14 protein-coding genes and 1 other RNA gene are annotated in these 17,467 nt (G+C 39.6%); 4 read left to right on the forward strand and 11 right to left on the reverse strand.

The window, feature by feature from the left end; translation table 11 throughout:
* Nucleotides 1-2 precede the first annotated feature (2 nt).
* The 3 genes from F9817_RS16225 to F9817_RS16235 form a co-directional block, all read right to left on the reverse strand.
* Entirely contained in the window at nucleotides 3-1,457 is a 1,455-nt protein-coding gene (locus tag F9817_RS16225) for an N-6 DNA methylase (RefSeq protein ID WP_161157205.1), read from the reverse strand.
* A gap of 54 nt (nucleotides 1,458-1,511) precedes the next feature.
* A complete protein-coding gene (hsdR, locus tag F9817_RS16230) occupies nucleotides 1,512-3,971 on the reverse strand; it encodes an EcoAI/FtnUII family type I restriction enzme subunit R (protein ID WP_161157206.1) in 2,460 nt (819 codons plus the stop codon).
* A gap of 107 nt (nucleotides 3,972-4,078) precedes the next feature.
* Nucleotides 4,079-4,657, reverse strand: a complete 579-nt coding sequence (locus tag F9817_RS16235) for a hypothetical protein (RefSeq protein WP_161157207.1) — start codon at nucleotides 4,655-4,657, stop codon at nucleotides 4,079-4,081.
* Nucleotides 4,658-4,759: 102 nt separating this feature from the next.
* On the opposite strand from F9817_RS16235, the gene F9817_RS16240 reads away from it, so the two are divergent.
* Nucleotides 4,760-5,071, forward strand: coding sequence for a helix-turn-helix domain-containing protein (locus tag F9817_RS16240; RefSeq protein WP_161157208.1), 312 nt, complete (start codon nucleotides 4,760-4,762; stop codon nucleotides 5,069-5,071).
* On the opposite strand, the gene F9817_RS16245 is transcribed toward F9817_RS16240, so the two are convergent.
* The 6 genes from F9817_RS16245 to F9817_RS16270 form a co-directional block, all read right to left on the reverse strand.
* Nucleotides 5,060-6,130, reverse strand: coding sequence for a TniB family NTP-binding protein (locus F9817_RS16245; RefSeq protein ID WP_237476268.1), 1,071 nt, complete (start codon nucleotides 6,128-6,130; stop codon nucleotides 5,060-5,062). The two genes, F9817_RS16240 and F9817_RS16245, sit on opposite strands and share 12 nt — an antisense overlap.
* Nucleotides 6,120-8,018 (reverse strand): Mu transposase C-terminal domain-containing protein, encoded by a 1,899-nt coding sequence (locus tag F9817_RS16250; protein WP_237476269.1) that lies wholly within the window; start codon nucleotides 8,016-8,018, stop codon nucleotides 6,120-6,122. Before F9817_RS16250 ends, F9817_RS16245 begins: the two co-directional genes overlap by 11 nt.
* Nucleotides 8,005-8,628: a TnsA endonuclease N-terminal domain-containing protein gene (locus tag F9817_RS16255; protein WP_161157219.1), complete on the reverse strand. Its 624-nt coding sequence runs from the start codon at nucleotides 8,626-8,628 to the stop codon at nucleotides 8,005-8,007. Before F9817_RS16255 ends, F9817_RS16250 begins: the two co-directional genes overlap by 14 nt.
* Before the next feature lie 119 nt (nucleotides 8,629-8,747).
* Nucleotides 8,748-8,844: signal recognition particle sRNA small type (gene ffs / locus F9817_RS16260), an RNA gene on the reverse strand.
* 164 nt (nucleotides 8,845-9,008) lie between these two features.
* A complete protein-coding gene (locus tag F9817_RS16265; protein WP_161157209.1) occupies nucleotides 9,009-10,982 on the reverse strand; it encodes a GGDEF domain-containing protein in 1,974 nt (657 codons plus the stop codon).
* 145 nt (nucleotides 10,983-11,127) lie between these two features.
* Nucleotides 11,128-11,877: a VP0952 family biofilm-associated protein gene (locus F9817_RS16270; RefSeq protein WP_161157210.1), complete on the reverse strand. Its 750-nt coding sequence runs from the start codon at nucleotides 11,875-11,877 to the stop codon at nucleotides 11,128-11,130.
* Nucleotides 11,878-11,930: 53 nt separating this feature from the next.
* Between F9817_RS16270 and F9817_RS16275 the strand changes: the two genes are divergently transcribed.
* Both F9817_RS16275 and tesB read left to right on the forward strand, forming a co-directional pair.
* Nucleotides 11,931-12,242: an MGMT family protein gene (locus tag F9817_RS16275; protein WP_161157211.1), complete on the forward strand. Its 312-nt coding sequence runs from the start codon at nucleotides 11,931-11,933 to the stop codon at nucleotides 12,240-12,242.
* Nucleotides 12,243-12,307: 65 nt separating this feature from the next.
* Nucleotides 12,308-13,171, forward strand: coding sequence for an acyl-CoA thioesterase II (gene tesB, locus F9817_RS16280; RefSeq protein ID WP_161157212.1), 864 nt, complete (start codon nucleotides 12,308-12,310; stop codon nucleotides 13,169-13,171).
* A 533-nt stretch (nucleotides 13,172-13,704) separates the two neighbouring features.
* On the opposite strand, the gene F9817_RS16285 is transcribed toward tesB, so the two are convergent.
* Both F9817_RS16285 and F9817_RS16295 read right to left on the reverse strand, forming a co-directional pair.
* A complete protein-coding gene (locus F9817_RS16285) occupies nucleotides 13,705-15,189 on the reverse strand; it encodes a methyl-accepting chemotaxis protein (protein ID WP_161157213.1) in 1,485 nt (494 codons plus the stop codon).
* A gap of 688 nt (nucleotides 15,190-15,877) precedes the next feature.
* Complete coding sequence (locus F9817_RS16295) at nucleotides 15,878-16,336, reverse strand: Lrp/AsnC family transcriptional regulator (RefSeq protein WP_161157220.1); 459 nt, start codon at nucleotides 16,334-16,336, stop codon at nucleotides 15,878-15,880.
* Nucleotides 16,337-16,805: 469 nt separating this feature from the next.
* Between F9817_RS16295 and F9817_RS16300 the strand changes: the two genes are divergently transcribed.
* On the forward strand, nucleotides 16,806-17,324 hold the full coding sequence (locus F9817_RS16300) for a copper resistance protein NlpE (protein ID WP_161157215.1): 519 nt from the start codon (nucleotides 16,806-16,808) through the stop codon (nucleotides 17,322-17,324).
* Nucleotides 17,325-17,467 lie beyond the last annotated feature (143 nt).

Raw genomic sequence — 17,467 nt, forward strand, 5'->3', positions numbered from 1 at the left:
GCTTACGCCTCACCATTAACAGAAGACTTAAGCGCATTACCAATAATGTCTTTTAATTGATTACGCAGCGTGGTGATCTCTTGCTGCTGCTGTTCATAGCTGGCAAGCAGTTCTTCAGGGTCGTAATTGACCACTTCATCCTGATAAGGGTTTTTAATATCGAGGTTGAAATTACGCTCGACAATGTCATCAATTGAGACTTTCCATGCGTGCTTGGTTTCAACACGGCTGGCAAAACCATCTTCTTCCGAACCCCACCAATCAATTTCGGTTTGGAACTCTTCAAACTTCATCGGTTTGGTTTTGTTGTAGTTCTTCACACCATCTGGATACGGGTGCTCATAGAACCACACGTCTTTAGTCGGCGTTCCTTTGGTAAAGAACAGAATGTTGGTTTTAATACCAGTGTATGGGTTAAATACCCCGTTTGGCAGGCGCACGATGGTGTGCAAGTTACATTCTTCGGTCAGTAACTTTTTAATCTTGGTTTTAACGCCTTCACCAAACAGTGTACCATCAGGCAGAACCACACCTGCACGACCTTTATCGCGCAGCACTTCAATAATCAACTGCAAAAACAGATCGGCAGTTTCACGAGTCTGCATTTCTGCTGGGAAGTTTTTCTCAATACCGTCTTCTTTAGTGGCAATCACATCGATATCACTTTCCCAGTTAGAAAGCGGTTTACTCAGTGTATTACCATGCTTAATCTGCACTGGCACTTCGACACCATGCAGCATCATATTGGTTACACACAGTAGATGTGGCAGCTGTTTTTTCTCCACACCACGGACCTGCTGCTGGAGTGTCTGATGGTCTTCTGCCGTTTTCACATAGTTATCTTTAACATGGTCAAAACTGCACGCAAGGAAACCACCAGTACCACACGCCGGGTCCATGATGTTCTCGCCCAGTTTAGGATCAAGACGGTCCACAATAAAACGAGTGACAGCACGAGGGGTGTAGAACTCACCAGAGTTACCCGCACTTTGCAGGTCTTTAAGGATTTGTTCATAGATATCGCCAAACAGATGACGTTCTGTCGAGCTGGTAAAATCGATTTCGTTAAGTTTGTTGATCACCTGACGCAATAAGGTGCCGTTTTTCATGTAGTTAAATGCATCGGTGAAAGCTTCTCGCACAACGTAACCACGCGGGTTTAAATCTAACGGCGCTGTCAGGTTTTTTAATCCATAGAAGAGTTCATCATTCACAAAATCGAGTAATTGTTCGCCCGTAATCCCTTCCGGATCTTGCGCCCAATTACGCCACAAAAATTTGGCGGGGATTGGGGCTTTATAATCATCCAGCTCAAGCTCTAATTCTTCTTCACGGGCATCAAAGATTTTTAGAAAGAGTAACCAAGACATTTGCCCTAGACGCTGCGCATCACCATCCACGCCCGCATCTTTACGCATGATGTCTTGAATCGATTTAATCACTGAACTGATTGACATAGTTTTCTCGTTTTCTTTTTGTCGTAATGTGTTGAATCTGAAACTATTTGGCACTTAAGCCGATTTTTCATCTAAACGGTAAATTTCCGCTTCGAGTTCTTGAATAGCTTGTTGATATTGAGGTTTGCCACCGAATCCCTGCTTGATGATCTCCATCATGCTGCCGATTTCAGTAAATGGCGCGACTTTCAATACCGTCATGTTTTCTACTTCTGAGAGACCTGCATCGGCGTATTTATCCAATAAGTTTTGAAGCACTTGCTGGGCAACCTCACCGTACTTGGTAAAGTAATTGCGCTTTTTGACATTCTCAGCCCGCTCTTTACGGGTTAAAGGCGGCATATCATAAACGACATGGCAGATCATATCGAATGGATCGAGCTCTTTACCGACTTCTTGCTCAAGCACTTCCCAAATCACCCCCATATCAGCCAGCTCGTCGATAATGGCTTGTTTGCGATCGGACTCTTGCCATCTCTTGGTAAACTCATCTAAGGATGCAAACTCTTGGGCAATGGTTTTACGGGTGTAGTCTTTGAAGGATTCCGTAACCAGCTTGCCATCGCTGTCGTAATATTGAATACGTTCCGCTAAAGCAGTCACGTCGACGCCTTTCACGTGGAACTTGCGCACACGCTCGGGTTCTTCTGTCCAGTCATCACCACCCCTTGATGTTGATGATGAACCATAAGTCGGATCGTATTCACCTTCGGGCTCCTGAATTGAATCCGGTTCGATATCTTCACCTTCAAACGGATCTTCATCATCTGCGCCATCCGTTCCCATGATGATGTCATCAATCGCGTCATCGTCTTCAAAATCTTCTGGCTCAGTCACTTTGACTCGTTCAGGCTCACCATCAAAGCGCTCATCAGCAAAGAGTTCGGTCGCTTTTTTGAAATCAAGAATGGTAAACCAAAGCTTATGATAACGGTCATCGATACGGGTACCACGGCCAATAATCTGCTTAAACTTAGTCATAGATTGAATACTTTGATCAAGCACCACCAATTTACAGGTTTTGGCATTTATGCCTGTGGTCATTAATTCCGACGTAGTCGCAATCACAGGGTATGGTTTTTTGGGATCACAGAAGTTTTCAATTTGTGCTTTGCCAATTTCATCATCGCCGGTGATTTTCATGACGTATTTTTCGTTTTTGGCAACTTGGTCTGGATTGAGATTAACCAACGCTCGACGCATACGCTCAGCATGATCGATATCGTTACAAAACACGATGGTTTTTGCCATCGGGTCGGTCTTTTTCAGGTAATTGGTAATGGTTTTTGCCACAAGTTCCGTACGCTCATCAATCACCATCGTGCGGTCAAAATCTTTTTGGTTGTAGATGCGATCTTCAATCACTTCACCGTTCAAATCAACCTGACCTTTGGTAGGTCGCCAGCCTTGTACATCCACATTGATATCAACACGAATTACTTTGTAAGGGGCTAAGAAACCATCTTCAATGCCTTGCTTTAACGAATAGGTATACAGAGGATCACCAAAATATTCGGTATTAGAAACTTCATCGGTTTCTTTTGGCGTTGCTGTGAGCCCAATTTGAGTTGCAGAGCTGAAATATTCCAAGATTTCATGCCAAGCACTGTCTTCATCTGCGCTGCCACGGTGGCATTCATCGACCACAATCAGATCAAAGAAATCCGGTGAGACCTGTTTATAAGCCTTTTGGTGTTCCTCCGGACCTGTTAACGCCTGATAGAGAGCCAAATGCACTTCATAAGCAGGATCAACAGTTCGTCCAGTGATTTTGGTCATTGCAGTATCAAATGGTTGAAAATCATCTCTTTTTGTCTGATTGACTAATGCATTTCTGTCTGCAAGAAATAGAATGCGTTTGGCTTTTTTAGCTTTCCATAAGCGCCAGATAATCTGAAATGCGGTATAGGTTTTCCCCGTGCCTGTCGCCATAACGAGCAGGGCTCGTTTTTGACCATCGGCAATCGCTTCTACTGTTTTGTTGATTGCTTGCAGCTGATAGTAGCGCGGTGATTTATCACGACCATAGTCGTAGTAGTCTTGAGTAATGACAGGTAAATTTTCGGTTTTGAACCCTTTCCAAACACAGTATTTATCCCAAAGCTGCTGGGGTGTTGGGAACTCTTCTAGTCGAATATCTTTTTCTAACTGACTGGGATTGGTCTTATCATGAAAAACAAAACCATCGCCATTGGAAGCAAATACAAATGGCACTTCAAGCAAAGAGGCATAATCCAATCCTTGCTGCATTCCTTTACCGACTTCGTGCTTATTGGCTTTCGCTTCTATCACTGCTAGCGGCATACTGGGTTTATGGTACAGCACGATATCAGCCGACTTAACTTTACGTCGTGCTGCCATATTTCCTCGAACAATCACCTTACCGTCACGAAGTTTTACTTCCTGACGAATCTGGGTCATGTCATCCCAACCAGCACTTTTCACCGCAGGCAAAATGAACTTAGTAATGATGTCTGTTTCAGACAACTTTGCTTTATTGATATTTGCTTCCATGTAACCGACTCGATATGAAACCGTTTAGTTAACTAATATAACAAAATGGGTATATAAAACCGAGTGTTAATAGAAGTTCCCGCAATTTTCTATACTGAATAAAGGATTTATGAAATTAACATCTCCTGTTGAAATCCCGATTCCGGTAACTGTATTACTTTTAGTGCCGCCGTTATCGCATTTATTTTGCCTAACATCATTTCAGAACGTCCTTTTATCTGTTCAAAAACAGGCATTAAAAGTTCTTGTTTATCAGGGAACCTTTCCATCAGTTTATCGAATTCTTCTTTTTCATGAGAAGCAATTGAAAATTCACTTTGGTAACGTAAACGTTCTTTTTTTAGTGTTGCTATATAGTTATTGTTCTGAATATCTGTATTTTTCTGAACCATTACATTCGGCTCATTTTCTAAATATTTATATGTTTTGCATGCAAATGTTCCTAAAAAAAATGCATCTGTTTTAATATAAAGTTTGTTTCGTCCTTTCCCTGTCGTTTTCAAATATCCATTCAAAACAAGGCTGCTAACTTGCCGATAGATATACTTCCTGGCTTCATTATCATCTTGAAATCGATCCTGTGAGTTCTGAAGCTCATCACGAGCCTGAAGAACCGTAAAACGATCTAGTTTGTTCTTTATCAAAAGGTTATAAATTGGCTGACTTAGCTTTTTCGTTCGTTTCATTATCACTACCTAACACGACTAAAACTTAGGATTGCTAAGTATACAAAAATAAGTAAAACTTAGACAATCTAAGTTATCTATAGGTAGAAAAAGAATGTCTAAGTGGAAAACCCAATCCCAGCGAGGCTTAAAGCAGCACGAAAAAAAGCAAAAATTACCCAAAAAGATCTTGGGGTAAAAATTGGTATGGAAGAAAGTTCAGCAAGCGGTCGAATGAACCATTACGAAAAAGGTCGCCATGTACCCGATATCGGAACATTAACTCGAATGGCTGAAGAGCTTGGCGTTCCACTTAATTATTTCTTTTGTCAGGATGATGTGACAGCTGAGCTGGCTTGTTTGATTGATAAATTGAGTGAAGAAGAAAAGGAAAATTTACTGGCTCTTTTAGAACATAAGAAATTAGCTCTTTAATGGTTGTTTACTCAACAACATATTAATAGGTAAAAGGTCTGTAAACGTTCTATCGATTAACTTACCTTCTTTAAATTGAGCGTCTTTATCGTACCGAGTTCCAATACTCAATTCTCGGACCTTAAGCTGATCTAAAGGACATTTAAATGGATTATCTTCATTAGGATATCTTGAGCTGAATGTCGCTTCTAACATTCCTTTATCTATAGTACCTGCGGATTCACATAGTGCATTTAATAGTGCGTCAGATAGAAAATGTTTTAATGCCCGACATTCACCACGACACACAGCAAATAACGGCAATAAAATTTCATCAGAAGTCAGATTGGGGCGTTCATCAAACCCCATTCGTGCAGCTAATCCAGAAACAAATTTAGCAAAATGAATCTTTCCTAATTTATCTGGCAGTAAAGTTTCCTTATTTTCTGATATTTTAAATAAATGAAAGTAATCAAGATTTCGACGCCATCCTAATCGAGAACTCCATTGAGGTTCTTCAGCAAGTAACGATGAATACGGCATTCCAACCAATGCAAAAGAAACTTTGGCTTCCTCAGTTATCATCTTGAACGTATTTGCGATGGTTTGCCTTTCTTCTGCATCTTTGAATTCAATCAGTTCCTGTATTTCATTTACTATGATTAGTTTTACATTTTTATCAGTTAGTGTTCTTATAACACCTGCAGTTAAAGAACCTTCTTTATGTGATCGCCTTGTCCGATTTGACTTAATATCATCAAGATCAAGAAGAAAACGCTCTAAAGTATTCTGCTCTTTAATCTTACTGGGTATTCGGGTATTCAACACGGGCATTTCAGCCCATCGACCTTTTTTGATAGTAAACTTTTGCAGATAGTTATGAATGAGAGCACTTTTACCGGCTCCAGTATCACCAGTAAGGAGCAAAGATTCTTGTTCTCCACCTACAGTACTATTAAACATTAGCCTGTCAAAAATAGTATAAATTTCAGTAATCTGTGGATATTCAACAAAACACTCCCGAAATTCACTTAACTGATTTAATTGTCTATCGGTCAGATTGAACATTTTAGTATCCATCTATATCACTTAAATCAATATCATCAGCCAAGTTATCGGAATCAGACACATTTAGGACAGAAGGTAATTTGGCCTTATCTTGCCTATTTGCAATAGATACAGGACCTTCACTACCTACCTTTTTGTATTTTGCTATTTTGGATAAATTAGTTGTTTTGGGCTGCGTTGATCTGTTCTGTTTTTTATTGCTCATACGCTCCAATTCACCATCGATTCGTCTATCTATGTATAAATAAGTGTCAGCTAAAGATTCTTCATTTTTTTGTAAACGCGTATTCAATCGTTTCACAGCACAAATTCGTTCATGTTGATACAAAGACACTCCCTCAATATGACCTGAATTCTTGATCACAGGCACTTTGAGATACTGCTTATCTTCTTCTAAATACACATAAATATGACTGATATTATCAGGATCCGTTTTTACTTTTAATGTAGCTCCTTTTTTATTCACTTTTGCAGAACGCTTTTTATAGGCAACAAGTTCTTCAGAATCATATCTTAAGTTATGAATCCTTATTCCATCTTTTCCTAAAGTGCGTGTATTTAATATTCCTAGCTCTATTTTTAACTGTTCAGCTTCAATTCCATCATAAAAATTTGGTCGCCATTCCGATTCAAACCACTTGTGATAAGGGATTCTTCGCTCTTTTGAATCTGGCTTCATGTGGAAATAATCAATCACCCATTTGTAGAGCAATTCTAAAAAAACAGAAACACGAACAACGGCATCCTTCTTAGGATCATAATCTTTTAACTCATTAATATTATTGAATGTTTTGCCAGGCAAGCGGCTGAATAACAGCTTATAGAATGAGTCAAAAGCCTTTTCGACATGTGGCTTTTCCCACGGTTTTGCAGCTTTGGTATAAATAATGTCAGATACTAATGGTTTCAGAGCTGACTCCAGGCTTTGACTCCAAAATTCAGCGCCATTATCAACGACCAAGTAAGTAACCTTTCCATGACAAGGCCAATCATGTTCAATTGCCGGAAATTTTCTTTTTACCCAGTCTTTTTTTAGTGTTGCGTTTAAAAATGCCGAACGAACCGATTCGTAACTAGGATCTCTGAATCCAACATACAAACCAACAATGCAATCACTATATCGATCATACAATATAGTTAGATAAGGTCTTCCCAACGGTAAATTTAATTCATCATCAAGCAAAATAACTGGTGCTGGAGTATGGTCAATTTCTACATACTCCATGGGATAGGTTGCTGGTCTAATATGGTCAACCATCTTAAATTCACGATCAGCATATCGTTTCCCATACCGAGCGACAGCTACATCATAAGGAGGCAACTCATCAACTCGGTTATAAAAAGTACGCTTACTAATCGGCTTTATCTTTGTAACAGTATTTCTACGATTTTCTTCAATCACCCTTGATTTGTAATACTCAAACGCTTCGGCAACTGCCAACCTTTCTTTGGTTAAATACTTTTTAGTTATTGCTTCATCAACAAGCTGTTGGGAATCCTTCTTTTTATTTCGATTCCCCTTTTGTTTATGCTTTGGTGCCAATGAGAAAATATCTCTACCAGATTCAAAATATGCAGATTTCCATTCAACCAATATTCTCCAAGTCGGTACCCACTTACCAGTTTTACTTTTATAAGAATTTAGCAACGGCAATAAATTCCGTTCAGTCCAGCCGCCAGTGAGACGTTTTTCCACGTAGTTCAATATGTCTAGACGATCAAGCGCCTGTTGCTGTACTTCTGAAGACAAAGTATCAAAAGAAGGTTCAAATTGATTATCTATTGAATTGAAGAATTTGGTAACGTTTTGAGAAGGAGTATCTACATTTTCATCAATAAATTCATCAACAAATCCGAATAGGCCACTATCGCTATCCAGAGGTTCATCAACACCAGACATAATTACTTAACCCAAAGCTTTCTTTGGTTAGATCTGTTTTTATTTTTCCTGACGATAACCAACACAACGCACTTATCAGGGTTTCATGCTCAGTCAAACCTAAAGCTTCTGAAATATCATAAAGCTGTACTTTTTGTTTTCGCTGAATATATTTAAGAACATACCTTTCAGCCTCAGTCACTGTATGTAGACCAGAGTAACGATGTAACAACTTTAAATTGTTGAGTATTGGATTTATCCGGATTTGCTTCTCAGTAATTAACCGTAACTCGTATCCGTAATCAGCCATAGCAACCCTTTTCTTTTCAGTAAATCTAGCTCTAAAATCTGGCTTCGAGATCTGGCTAGAATGTTTTACTTCAACCAACAAATCCTGTTTTGAAGCACTAGAAACCAAAAAATCTGGAGTATAGCGGCAACTTCTTCCATTAAAACAATAAGCTAAGTTAATTGGCTGAGATGAAAAACTCTGAACATCGGGGTTGTATTCGAGGTGAAAACAAAAGTCGAATTCAAGAACGGACATTGTTCGCACAACAGCATCATTCTTCAAGCTCATAAACTTGCTGATGTTGTGTACATGGGAAGATTTTTTGGTTTGGTCATACATAGCGTTATAACTTTGTTGTAAACCTACAACAAAATGTAGTCTATGCTGACTTAGTGTGCAAATTTGCTGAGTCATTTTGCAATTGTTGCTGACTTATTTTGCACGTATCAAATGGGTGGAAGCCCCAGCCACATCCCGGCACACACGTCATTCGCTGTGGCTGCTTCCTTCCGGACCTGACCAGGTTTACGAACTAGTGTTGCGGGAGGACCAGAGCCTCCATAGGTCACTTCAGTATTTTTCGGTTACCGAAGAGTGATGAGGATTATCAATCATCCCATGACTGAATGCAACCCTATCACAAAGAATTTACAGGGTTTGCGATTCAAATGCTTAGCATTTAAACAAACCGCTGAAAATACCAACGCCAATCGTGATATTTAGTGATTGCCCGACCACCCTTGAGCCATATCAGCGTATATTTCCCCTAAGACTTCTTTTAGTGGTATCGTTTTCTTGCGGCTAAACGACGCTCCCAGAGACAACGTCACAGGAAAACTTTGCTCTCGTTCTGAATCAACATAAATAAAGTTCTCAATGCGTTCTATAAAAGTGTTCACGTTATCAGGACTAATAACATCGACTGCAACAAATTCATCACCGCTAAACCGGTAACAGTGACCTGGCCAATTTTTCTTCATCCTTTTAGCCAGTTCTTTCAGTACCTTATCACCCACTTCAAAACCATATGTCTCATTAATTTTCTTAAATTGCTCAATTTCAACATAAACAATACTGATATCTTTAGAAACACCTTTTGCAAAACGGCGACACAAACTATTACGGTTACGTAATTTTGTTAAGGAATCCATGATGAATTGGCGCTGAATCAAATACCCCGTAACAATAAGTAAAATAACCACCATTACTAAATTTATTTGATCATTTTTTTGGTAATGTTTTTGCAGTGCAAGATTAGAACGCCAATCCGGTCGAAAATCGTATTTGGCAACAATTCTAGAGGTATCGATAATTTGAATTGCTTGTGAAAACAGTTTCGATAATTTAGCACCTCTGTCATTTTTAGTAAAACCGACAGCAATATCAAACTGGCTAAATTGACCGATTAATTTATCCACTTCTAGTGGCAATATTTTCGGTGATTCACGCAGCACTTCAGAAAAGTTCGCCTCAGTTAAAACGATATAATCAACATCGCCATCAAGCAGCGCTTGGATCTGTTTTTTCTGAGAGGTAAAACGCACCAAAGATTTATGAGGCAACATTTGATGCAACATTTCCTCAAAATAATCTTCTTTGATGACTCCGATACGTTCAGAGATCAGTTCAGAAATATCTTTATATGTACCTTCTTTATATCCTTCGCGCTTAATCAGTAATGCCTTAGGATGATAATAACTATCGCTAAAATTCACGATGCTTTTACGCTGCTGCGAAACGGTAATAGGCGCCAATATATCGATTTTATTATTACGTAGATCGTTGAACATACTTGCCCAACTTTCTGATGGTTTACTAGTGATTTCACACCTTATCAGCAGCACATCACACGCCTTCATGACGACATCAGCACTGATACCTTCGACATTACCGTTACTATGATAAGTGGCATACTGTGGTAAATTTTCAAACTTAACTTTAAGTGGCAGCTGTAAATTCAAACCACTTTCATTAACAGCTTGACGCAGTGCTTTTCGGCGTAATTCAAACTGATAATTACGCACGGTATGACGCAATATTTCTTGAGACTCCGAAGAATAAAGGAAATGCTCCATCACTTTTAACATTTCTTGATGTTTACCTTTGGTCGCGATAATCGACACAGGTTGAACATGAAGTTCTTTATTCACTAATTGCGCACTGTAGCCGTGTTTTAACATTGGCTTGAGGCTATTTATCGGACCAATTACACCATCAACACTTCCAGAATTTAATAACTTCTGAGCTTCAAATATGCCATGGAAGTATTTGATATGTATAAATGGAAATGTTGATTTTAAACGTTCGTCATAGACAGATTTTTCAGGCACAGCGATGCTTTTCATCGTCTCTAACGGACGAAACTCGCGGCTAAACAAATAAGTATAGTCAATATTAGTTGGGCTAGAAAAGTCGAATACTTTCGCGCGCTGCTGCGTGAATGTCACATTCGCAGCAAAATCACTGTCTCCAACCTGAACAGAATGCAGCATCGCTTCAAAACTGGTGTAAGTTTTGAAGCGAATATCAAGATTAAACTGATGGGCTATTGCGTCGAACATAATGCGCGCAACGACATCATCAGATTGAGAAGCAACGGTGTAACTTTTTTGATTAGGCGTAATATCGGCGTGTACTTGGAACGAACACAAAAGTACAAGCAACCAACCGCTAAGGATCAGTTTATAATGCATGGACGTTGTTGTTTATTTTGTTATCAGTATATTGTGAATGCATTATATAGAAACATCTCAGCAATACCTAAACTAAACACGCCCATATCATTAATTTTTTACACTTATTTGCAAGAAATCGATTTCACGCAACAATGTATTTTGTTTATTGTTCCATCTGTTCTTCATTACTTCGCAAAATATAATCTGTCATCCATGCGGTAACAAGTAAGCACATCCAAACCACAAACACGGGATTGGGTACGTCTAAATCGGGAGATAGTACAAATGTTGCAAACCCAACCGAAGGTAACGTCCAACACAATAACGTGTGCCAACAAAATTCCGTATCTTTAAATGTTGAACGAATCGTTTCCATAGAAGCCATAATGCCCACCACTGTTAATGACAAGAGCGCGGAATATTCCAAGCCTGCCATCCACAGAGGTACGACTAAAAGAAGCGTCCACCAACTGTGACCTTTTCTAGGTTTCCAACTGCGCGCTGCCCACCACATGAGCGAAACAGAGACCAATTGAACCACGGTAACCCAAGGTGTGCCGCCTAGTTTCCCAGCCGATTGAGTCACCATAATTCCCACTTCAAGCGTTATCGTAATTAGTGCACAACAAGCAATGACGCCAATATTGCTGCGCGGTGAAAACGCAACCATCAGCAGTGGGAATAACACCCAAACACTTACTGATAAAGAAGCCGGTTGATAAGCGAGCGTCATTCCATACGCTGCCATCGATGCCAATAAAACAAATCCTGATATTCCACCTCGTGGTAAAAACCACAAAGCCGGAATCAATAACGAAATAAACGGTATGTCATTACCGCTTAACCCCATCGCTCTCGCACAAACAATCGCCAATAAGGTTGTCATTCCAAATTGAAGAATAGAAAATACCATTTTGATCCCCTGTACCTTTCCTTGGTAAATAATCGTAGTAGGACTTTTTTAGTATGGATCAATTTTTTGCACATATCTTCTATGTTATAGCGAGAATACCCAAAGGTAGTATAACCACTTATGGTGAGGTTGCCCGAATGGCGGGCTTTCCCGGTTATGCTCGACAAGTCGGTAAAGCCTTGTCTAACTTACCTGCAGGCTCGACTTTGCCATGGTACCGAGTTGTTAATAGCCAAGGGAGAATCTCACTAAAAGGGGACGATCTCTTACGTCAACGTGAGAAACTTCTAGCAGAAGGGGTCGACGTTTCGCCAGATGGCAAAATATCATTGAAGCGATTTCGCTGGGACCCAAATCAGGATTAACTTGCTTAAATCGCATAGAGTGACGTACTGTTTAACAATGTTAGTTTAAAGGAATTTCCTTATTCATGAGCCAAGCCCTTTCAGAATTGTTGGACTTACTGAAGTTAACGCCACACGAAAATGGCACCTATGTAGGTCAAAGTGAAAATCTCGGTTTGCCCCAGGTTTACGGCGGTCAAGTGATCGGCCAAGCATTGTCAGCGGCACGTTACACGGTTGAGAATACTCGCACCGTTCACTCCTTCCATAGCTATTTCCTCTACCCAGGTGATATATCCAAACCAATTTATTACGATGTTGAGCGCCTTCGTGACGGAAGAAGCTTCAGTACTCGACGTGTGAAAGCGATGCAAAATGATCGCCCTATTTTCTATCTAACCGCGTCGTATCAAGAGATCAGTGAAGGGTTTGAACATCAATCTGCAATGCCTGAAGTACCAAAACCAGAGAGTTTAGCGTCTGAACGAGATATCGCCTCGCAGATTGCCCACTTATTACCCGAGCCACTTAAGACAACATTTTGTGGTGAACGCCCAATTGAAGTGCGGCCTGTGAATATTGTAAATCCAATTAAGCCTGAAAAAATGGCACCTAAACAGCATCTTTGGATTCGCGCTACGGGTGAATTGCCCGACGATCAGTTAATCCACCAATATTTACTTGGATACGCATCTGACTGGGGTTTTTTAGTCACAGCCCTACAGCCACACGGTGTTTCACTGCTGACTCCAAAATTTCAGGTGGCAACAATCGATCATTCTATTTGGTACCATCGCCCTTTCAAAATGGACGAATGGCTACTGTTTGCTATTGATAGCCCAACTGCCTCAAATGGGCGGGGACTTGTTCGTGGAGAGATTTATTGCCAAGACGGCACCTTAGTCGCTTCTGCGGTTCAAGAAGGCGTGATGAGATTTAAGCAAACGTAATCCAATAAAAAAGTTCTCTTATACCTCTTTACCTTTCCCTAAGGGGAAGCTTTATAGTGAATTCAGTGACAAACTTAAGGAGGAAGAGATATGAGCTGCTGTAACAAACCACCAGCAGGCGGCACTCCGGAAATCGGCCCATTACTGAAAGTATTTGCTGGTTTACTGATTGTCGTTTTTCTAATCGCTTGGATTTTTGGCTAAATCATTGTTTAGTTAATTTGGATATAAAAGGCCCGCTATTATACCCAAGTAACCTCAAGATGCTGTTTCAGCGAGAATGGTTTCGCTCTTAGGCAAGGCACTGATTTGAAGACATAGTCATTCTACGTTGAAAATCAGTAACACAGCCTAGGAGCGAATAAAACTCGCCNTTTGGGAGCTCATCAACAAACCTATTTCTGCGCTCAATCACGTTGAAAAGGAATAACCATTCCTGCCGTGATTGAGCTTGACCTGGGCTCGTTGATGAAGCTATGAATCCTGCATCTTGAGGTCATTTGGGGATATTATTGCGGGCTTGCATATTAGAACTAAGCAGAAATACTGAATCGCGCCGTTAACGCGTGTAAATCTTGTGTACGATTTAACAATGAATCCATACCGCGCTCACCTTCTAGCGCCTCTTCCGCAACTTGCTGAGTGATCTCATTCACTCGTTCCATACTGCGGCTGATATCATCCGATACTAGACTCTGTTCTTCTGATGAGGTCGCAATCTGAGTGCTCATGTCTTCCACTCGTTTAATTGTTTCGCTAATTTGCTCAAACGCTTGTTGTAATTCTTGAGCACGAGAGATAGTCACTTGCGAGAATTGCTGGCTTTCTTCCATTGAACGTAACGATTCATCCGCGCCGACTTGCAAGCGACCAATTAACGTTTCGATTTCTTTAATTGAGTGGTGAGTTCGACTCGCTAAATTGCGCACTTCATCAGCCACAACGGCAAACCCTCGACCTGATTCCCCCGCCCGAGCGGCCTCAATCGCGGCATTCAGCGCCAACAAGTTAGTTTGCTCAGCCACGCCGTTAATCACATCCAATATTTTACCCACATCATCACTTTGCTGTTTTAGTTCATGCATAGACAAAGTACTGCGTTCGACGTTTTCAGCCAAAGAACGCATTTGAAGCGTGGTATCGTTCACCATTTCATGGCCATCAAATACAATCGTGCTTGCTTCTTGAGTCGCATGCGAAGCTTGCTCTGCATATTTTGCTACTTCAGCGACTGTTGCACTCATTTGATTCATCGCGGTTGCGACTTGTTCACTCTCTTTTTGCTGATTCTGCATACGTGCTGAATTATCTTTGGAAGATTTAGAGAACTGCGATGTGGCAGCACTTAATTCACCCGATAAAGTAGAAATTTCACTGATTAGCCCGTGCAACATTTCAGTCATATGCCCGATCGTGCTTTGCAGCTGTCCCAATTCATCTTTACGTTTTGTCGATACTGTATGAGTCAAATCACCATCGGCAATACGGCGGGCAATTTTTACTGTCTCATTTAATGGCTTGGTGATCATATGCCAAATAATCCAAGCAGCAATAGCACCGAGAATCACAGCAATAGCCGTGACAACAGATGAGGTCACTATCGCTTTGGTTCCATCAAGTTCCGTTTTTTTATTCTGGCTATCGATTAAACGACCTAGACTAGAAAATATTTGCCCCCCTTTATCCTCTACTGCCTTCGATGCCACTTGATAATCACTATTGAGTTTATCGAATCGGCGCACTTCTTCTTGATAAGCAACTATCTGTGATTTCATACCGTCATTAGTGAACAGGCTTAACGCACTACTCGGTAAAGCGTTAATTAACCCTTGAATTTTTTCACCTAATAAAAGTGTGCTGCTAATGTCAATTTTCTCTGACGTATGAGCGAAAATAGCCGTTTCGTTTAAATATCTGCTTAGGTCAAAAAGTATTGTTCGGATTTGTTCTATTTCACTATTCGTGAATGTTTTATCATTTGCAGAAATAGCTTCAAACGCAGCTTTGACATCTTTCACACCACTAACATAACTTCTATCAATATCTTGCTTTAATTTATTTTTTTCATTGAGCTTTTTAATTTGCAAATAGATATTATTAACCNTTATTAACCAATACATCNGTATTTTTTATTGACTGGTCGAATTCATCAAGGTCCTCTTGATCAACGTATAGTTGACGTTCATTCACTAATTCACTTTTCAACTTAGCTAAGAGATCTAACGTTGCTTGCTTGTTTTTATCACTATCTTTCATCACATAGTCATTAAAATTTAATTTAGCTTGTGATAGTAAAAGATTCATACTTAGTGCTGCGGATACTTTTTTTCCGCGCTGTTTTACAATATGAAGGCTATAATCTCCGGCCAGCGCAACCACCACAGTAAGAATAAGGACTAAACCAAACCCTACACCTAGCTTGTAGCCTACCGAACGATTCTCGAACCAAGAAATAATGAACGACATACTTTAAACCTTAATTATAATTAGAGGAATTATGCCGAGCTGATGAAGAGAACAAGGAAAAATTGTAATCCGTGCGAATAAACAACCTGACACAATGGCCGGCCATTATATACAACGAATAAACTAATACAAAATAATTTAAAATAACAAATAGTTTTATTAATAAATGTAATTATACCTTATCAATATAACGACAATTAATACAACCATCAGATATTTATATGTTTAGATCAAAATATATTAAATAGGGAGCTCCGTTGTATATTTTAATGACTCCATTGAAAATGTTGAGGTAACATTATTTATTCCATCGATGCTATTAACAAGTTTTTTATAAAAAAGATCAAATTTATTCATATCTTTTGTAATGACTTTCATCATGTAATCATACTCACCCGCCATGCGATAGAACTCCATTACCTCAGGAAACTCTTCAACAGCGCGGACAAAGTTTTGATACCACTCATGTGAGTGGTCATTCGTTTTAACCATAACAAAAGCTATAAATGACAAGTTCAATTTATCTGCATCCAATAAAGCGACCTGTTTCTTAATAACCCCACTCTCTTCAAGCTTCTTCAATCGCTTCCAGCAAGGAGTTGTGGTTAGGTTTACAGCTTCTGATAACTCGCTCAGTGATAAATTGCTGTTACTTTGCAATAACGACAATAGGTGTCGATCTGTTCTATCTAATTCCATCATCTGACTCATCGGTTATATACCCTAGTAACCACAAGATTAAGTTCTGAATCCTGAGTCTTAAAGTTATTGGGATATAGAAAAATATTCTCCAAACTATCATAAACAAGTAATTGAACAACTACCTTGTTATTTTTGGCGTAATAAAACATCTATCTAGTCCGGATTTTCCAACCTATGTGTAAGTATCCAGCCTGTTGATCTGCTTCTTAACGACCATTAAAAAAGCAACAAATTTGAATAGCTCGCAGCTTTATAGACCAACAGGCATTAATACGCTGATAAATATGGAATTTTATCGCTATGTAAATCTTAGGTTGAGGTCTTAACACATCACTGACAACCTTCTTACAGCCGCTGTTGAAAGGATGACTACCACCTGACTCTCCTAACATTCGTTTGCTGGATAATGCATTCCACAAAACAACAACACATCCGTTTGTATTTCAAACAGAGAAAGGATTAAACGATGAAAAAGTCGATTTTGGCATTGAGTGTATTAACTGTAATTTTGGCTGGTTGTGATGGCAATTCAGATAAAACTGAACCTAAAGCAGACCAACAACCATCCGCTACCGTTGAACAAAACGCTTCACCTGCAGCATCTGGTGATATTTCACCAAATGTTAATGAGCCAACTAGCTCTGCCCCTACGGCTGTTGATCCCCTACAGAAAAAAACAAGTGATCTAGATTGGCAAGGAAGTTACCAAGGTTCACTACCTGGTGCTGATGGTAAAAATGTAGATACCACAATCACTTTAAATGAAGATCAAACCTTTACCATGACTCAACAGATTGATGGTAAAGATAAAAAGACCGAAGGTAAGTTTGCTTGGTCTCCAGAAGGGACTACATTAAGCTTAGATAACGGGAAAGGAAAACCAGAGCAATATGCTATCGAAGATGGCACGCTCATTAAGCTAGATGCAGCAGGCAATAAAGTTTCTGGTGATATGGCCTCTCAATACGAGCTACATAAAAAATAAGTATCAAATAGCACGATAAATTGAATATTTATTAATACATTAATCATTAATAAATACATATGCGTATTCATAATAAAAACGCTGGCTAATGTCAGCGTTTTCTAATTTATCAATATTAAACACTATTCTTATTGGTCAGGATC

Origin of the sequence: Vibrio eleionomae (genome assembly GCF_009874545.1) — a bacterium.
Lineage (GTDB): Bacteria > Pseudomonadota > Gammaproteobacteria > Enterobacterales > Vibrionaceae > Vibrio > Vibrio nitrifigilis.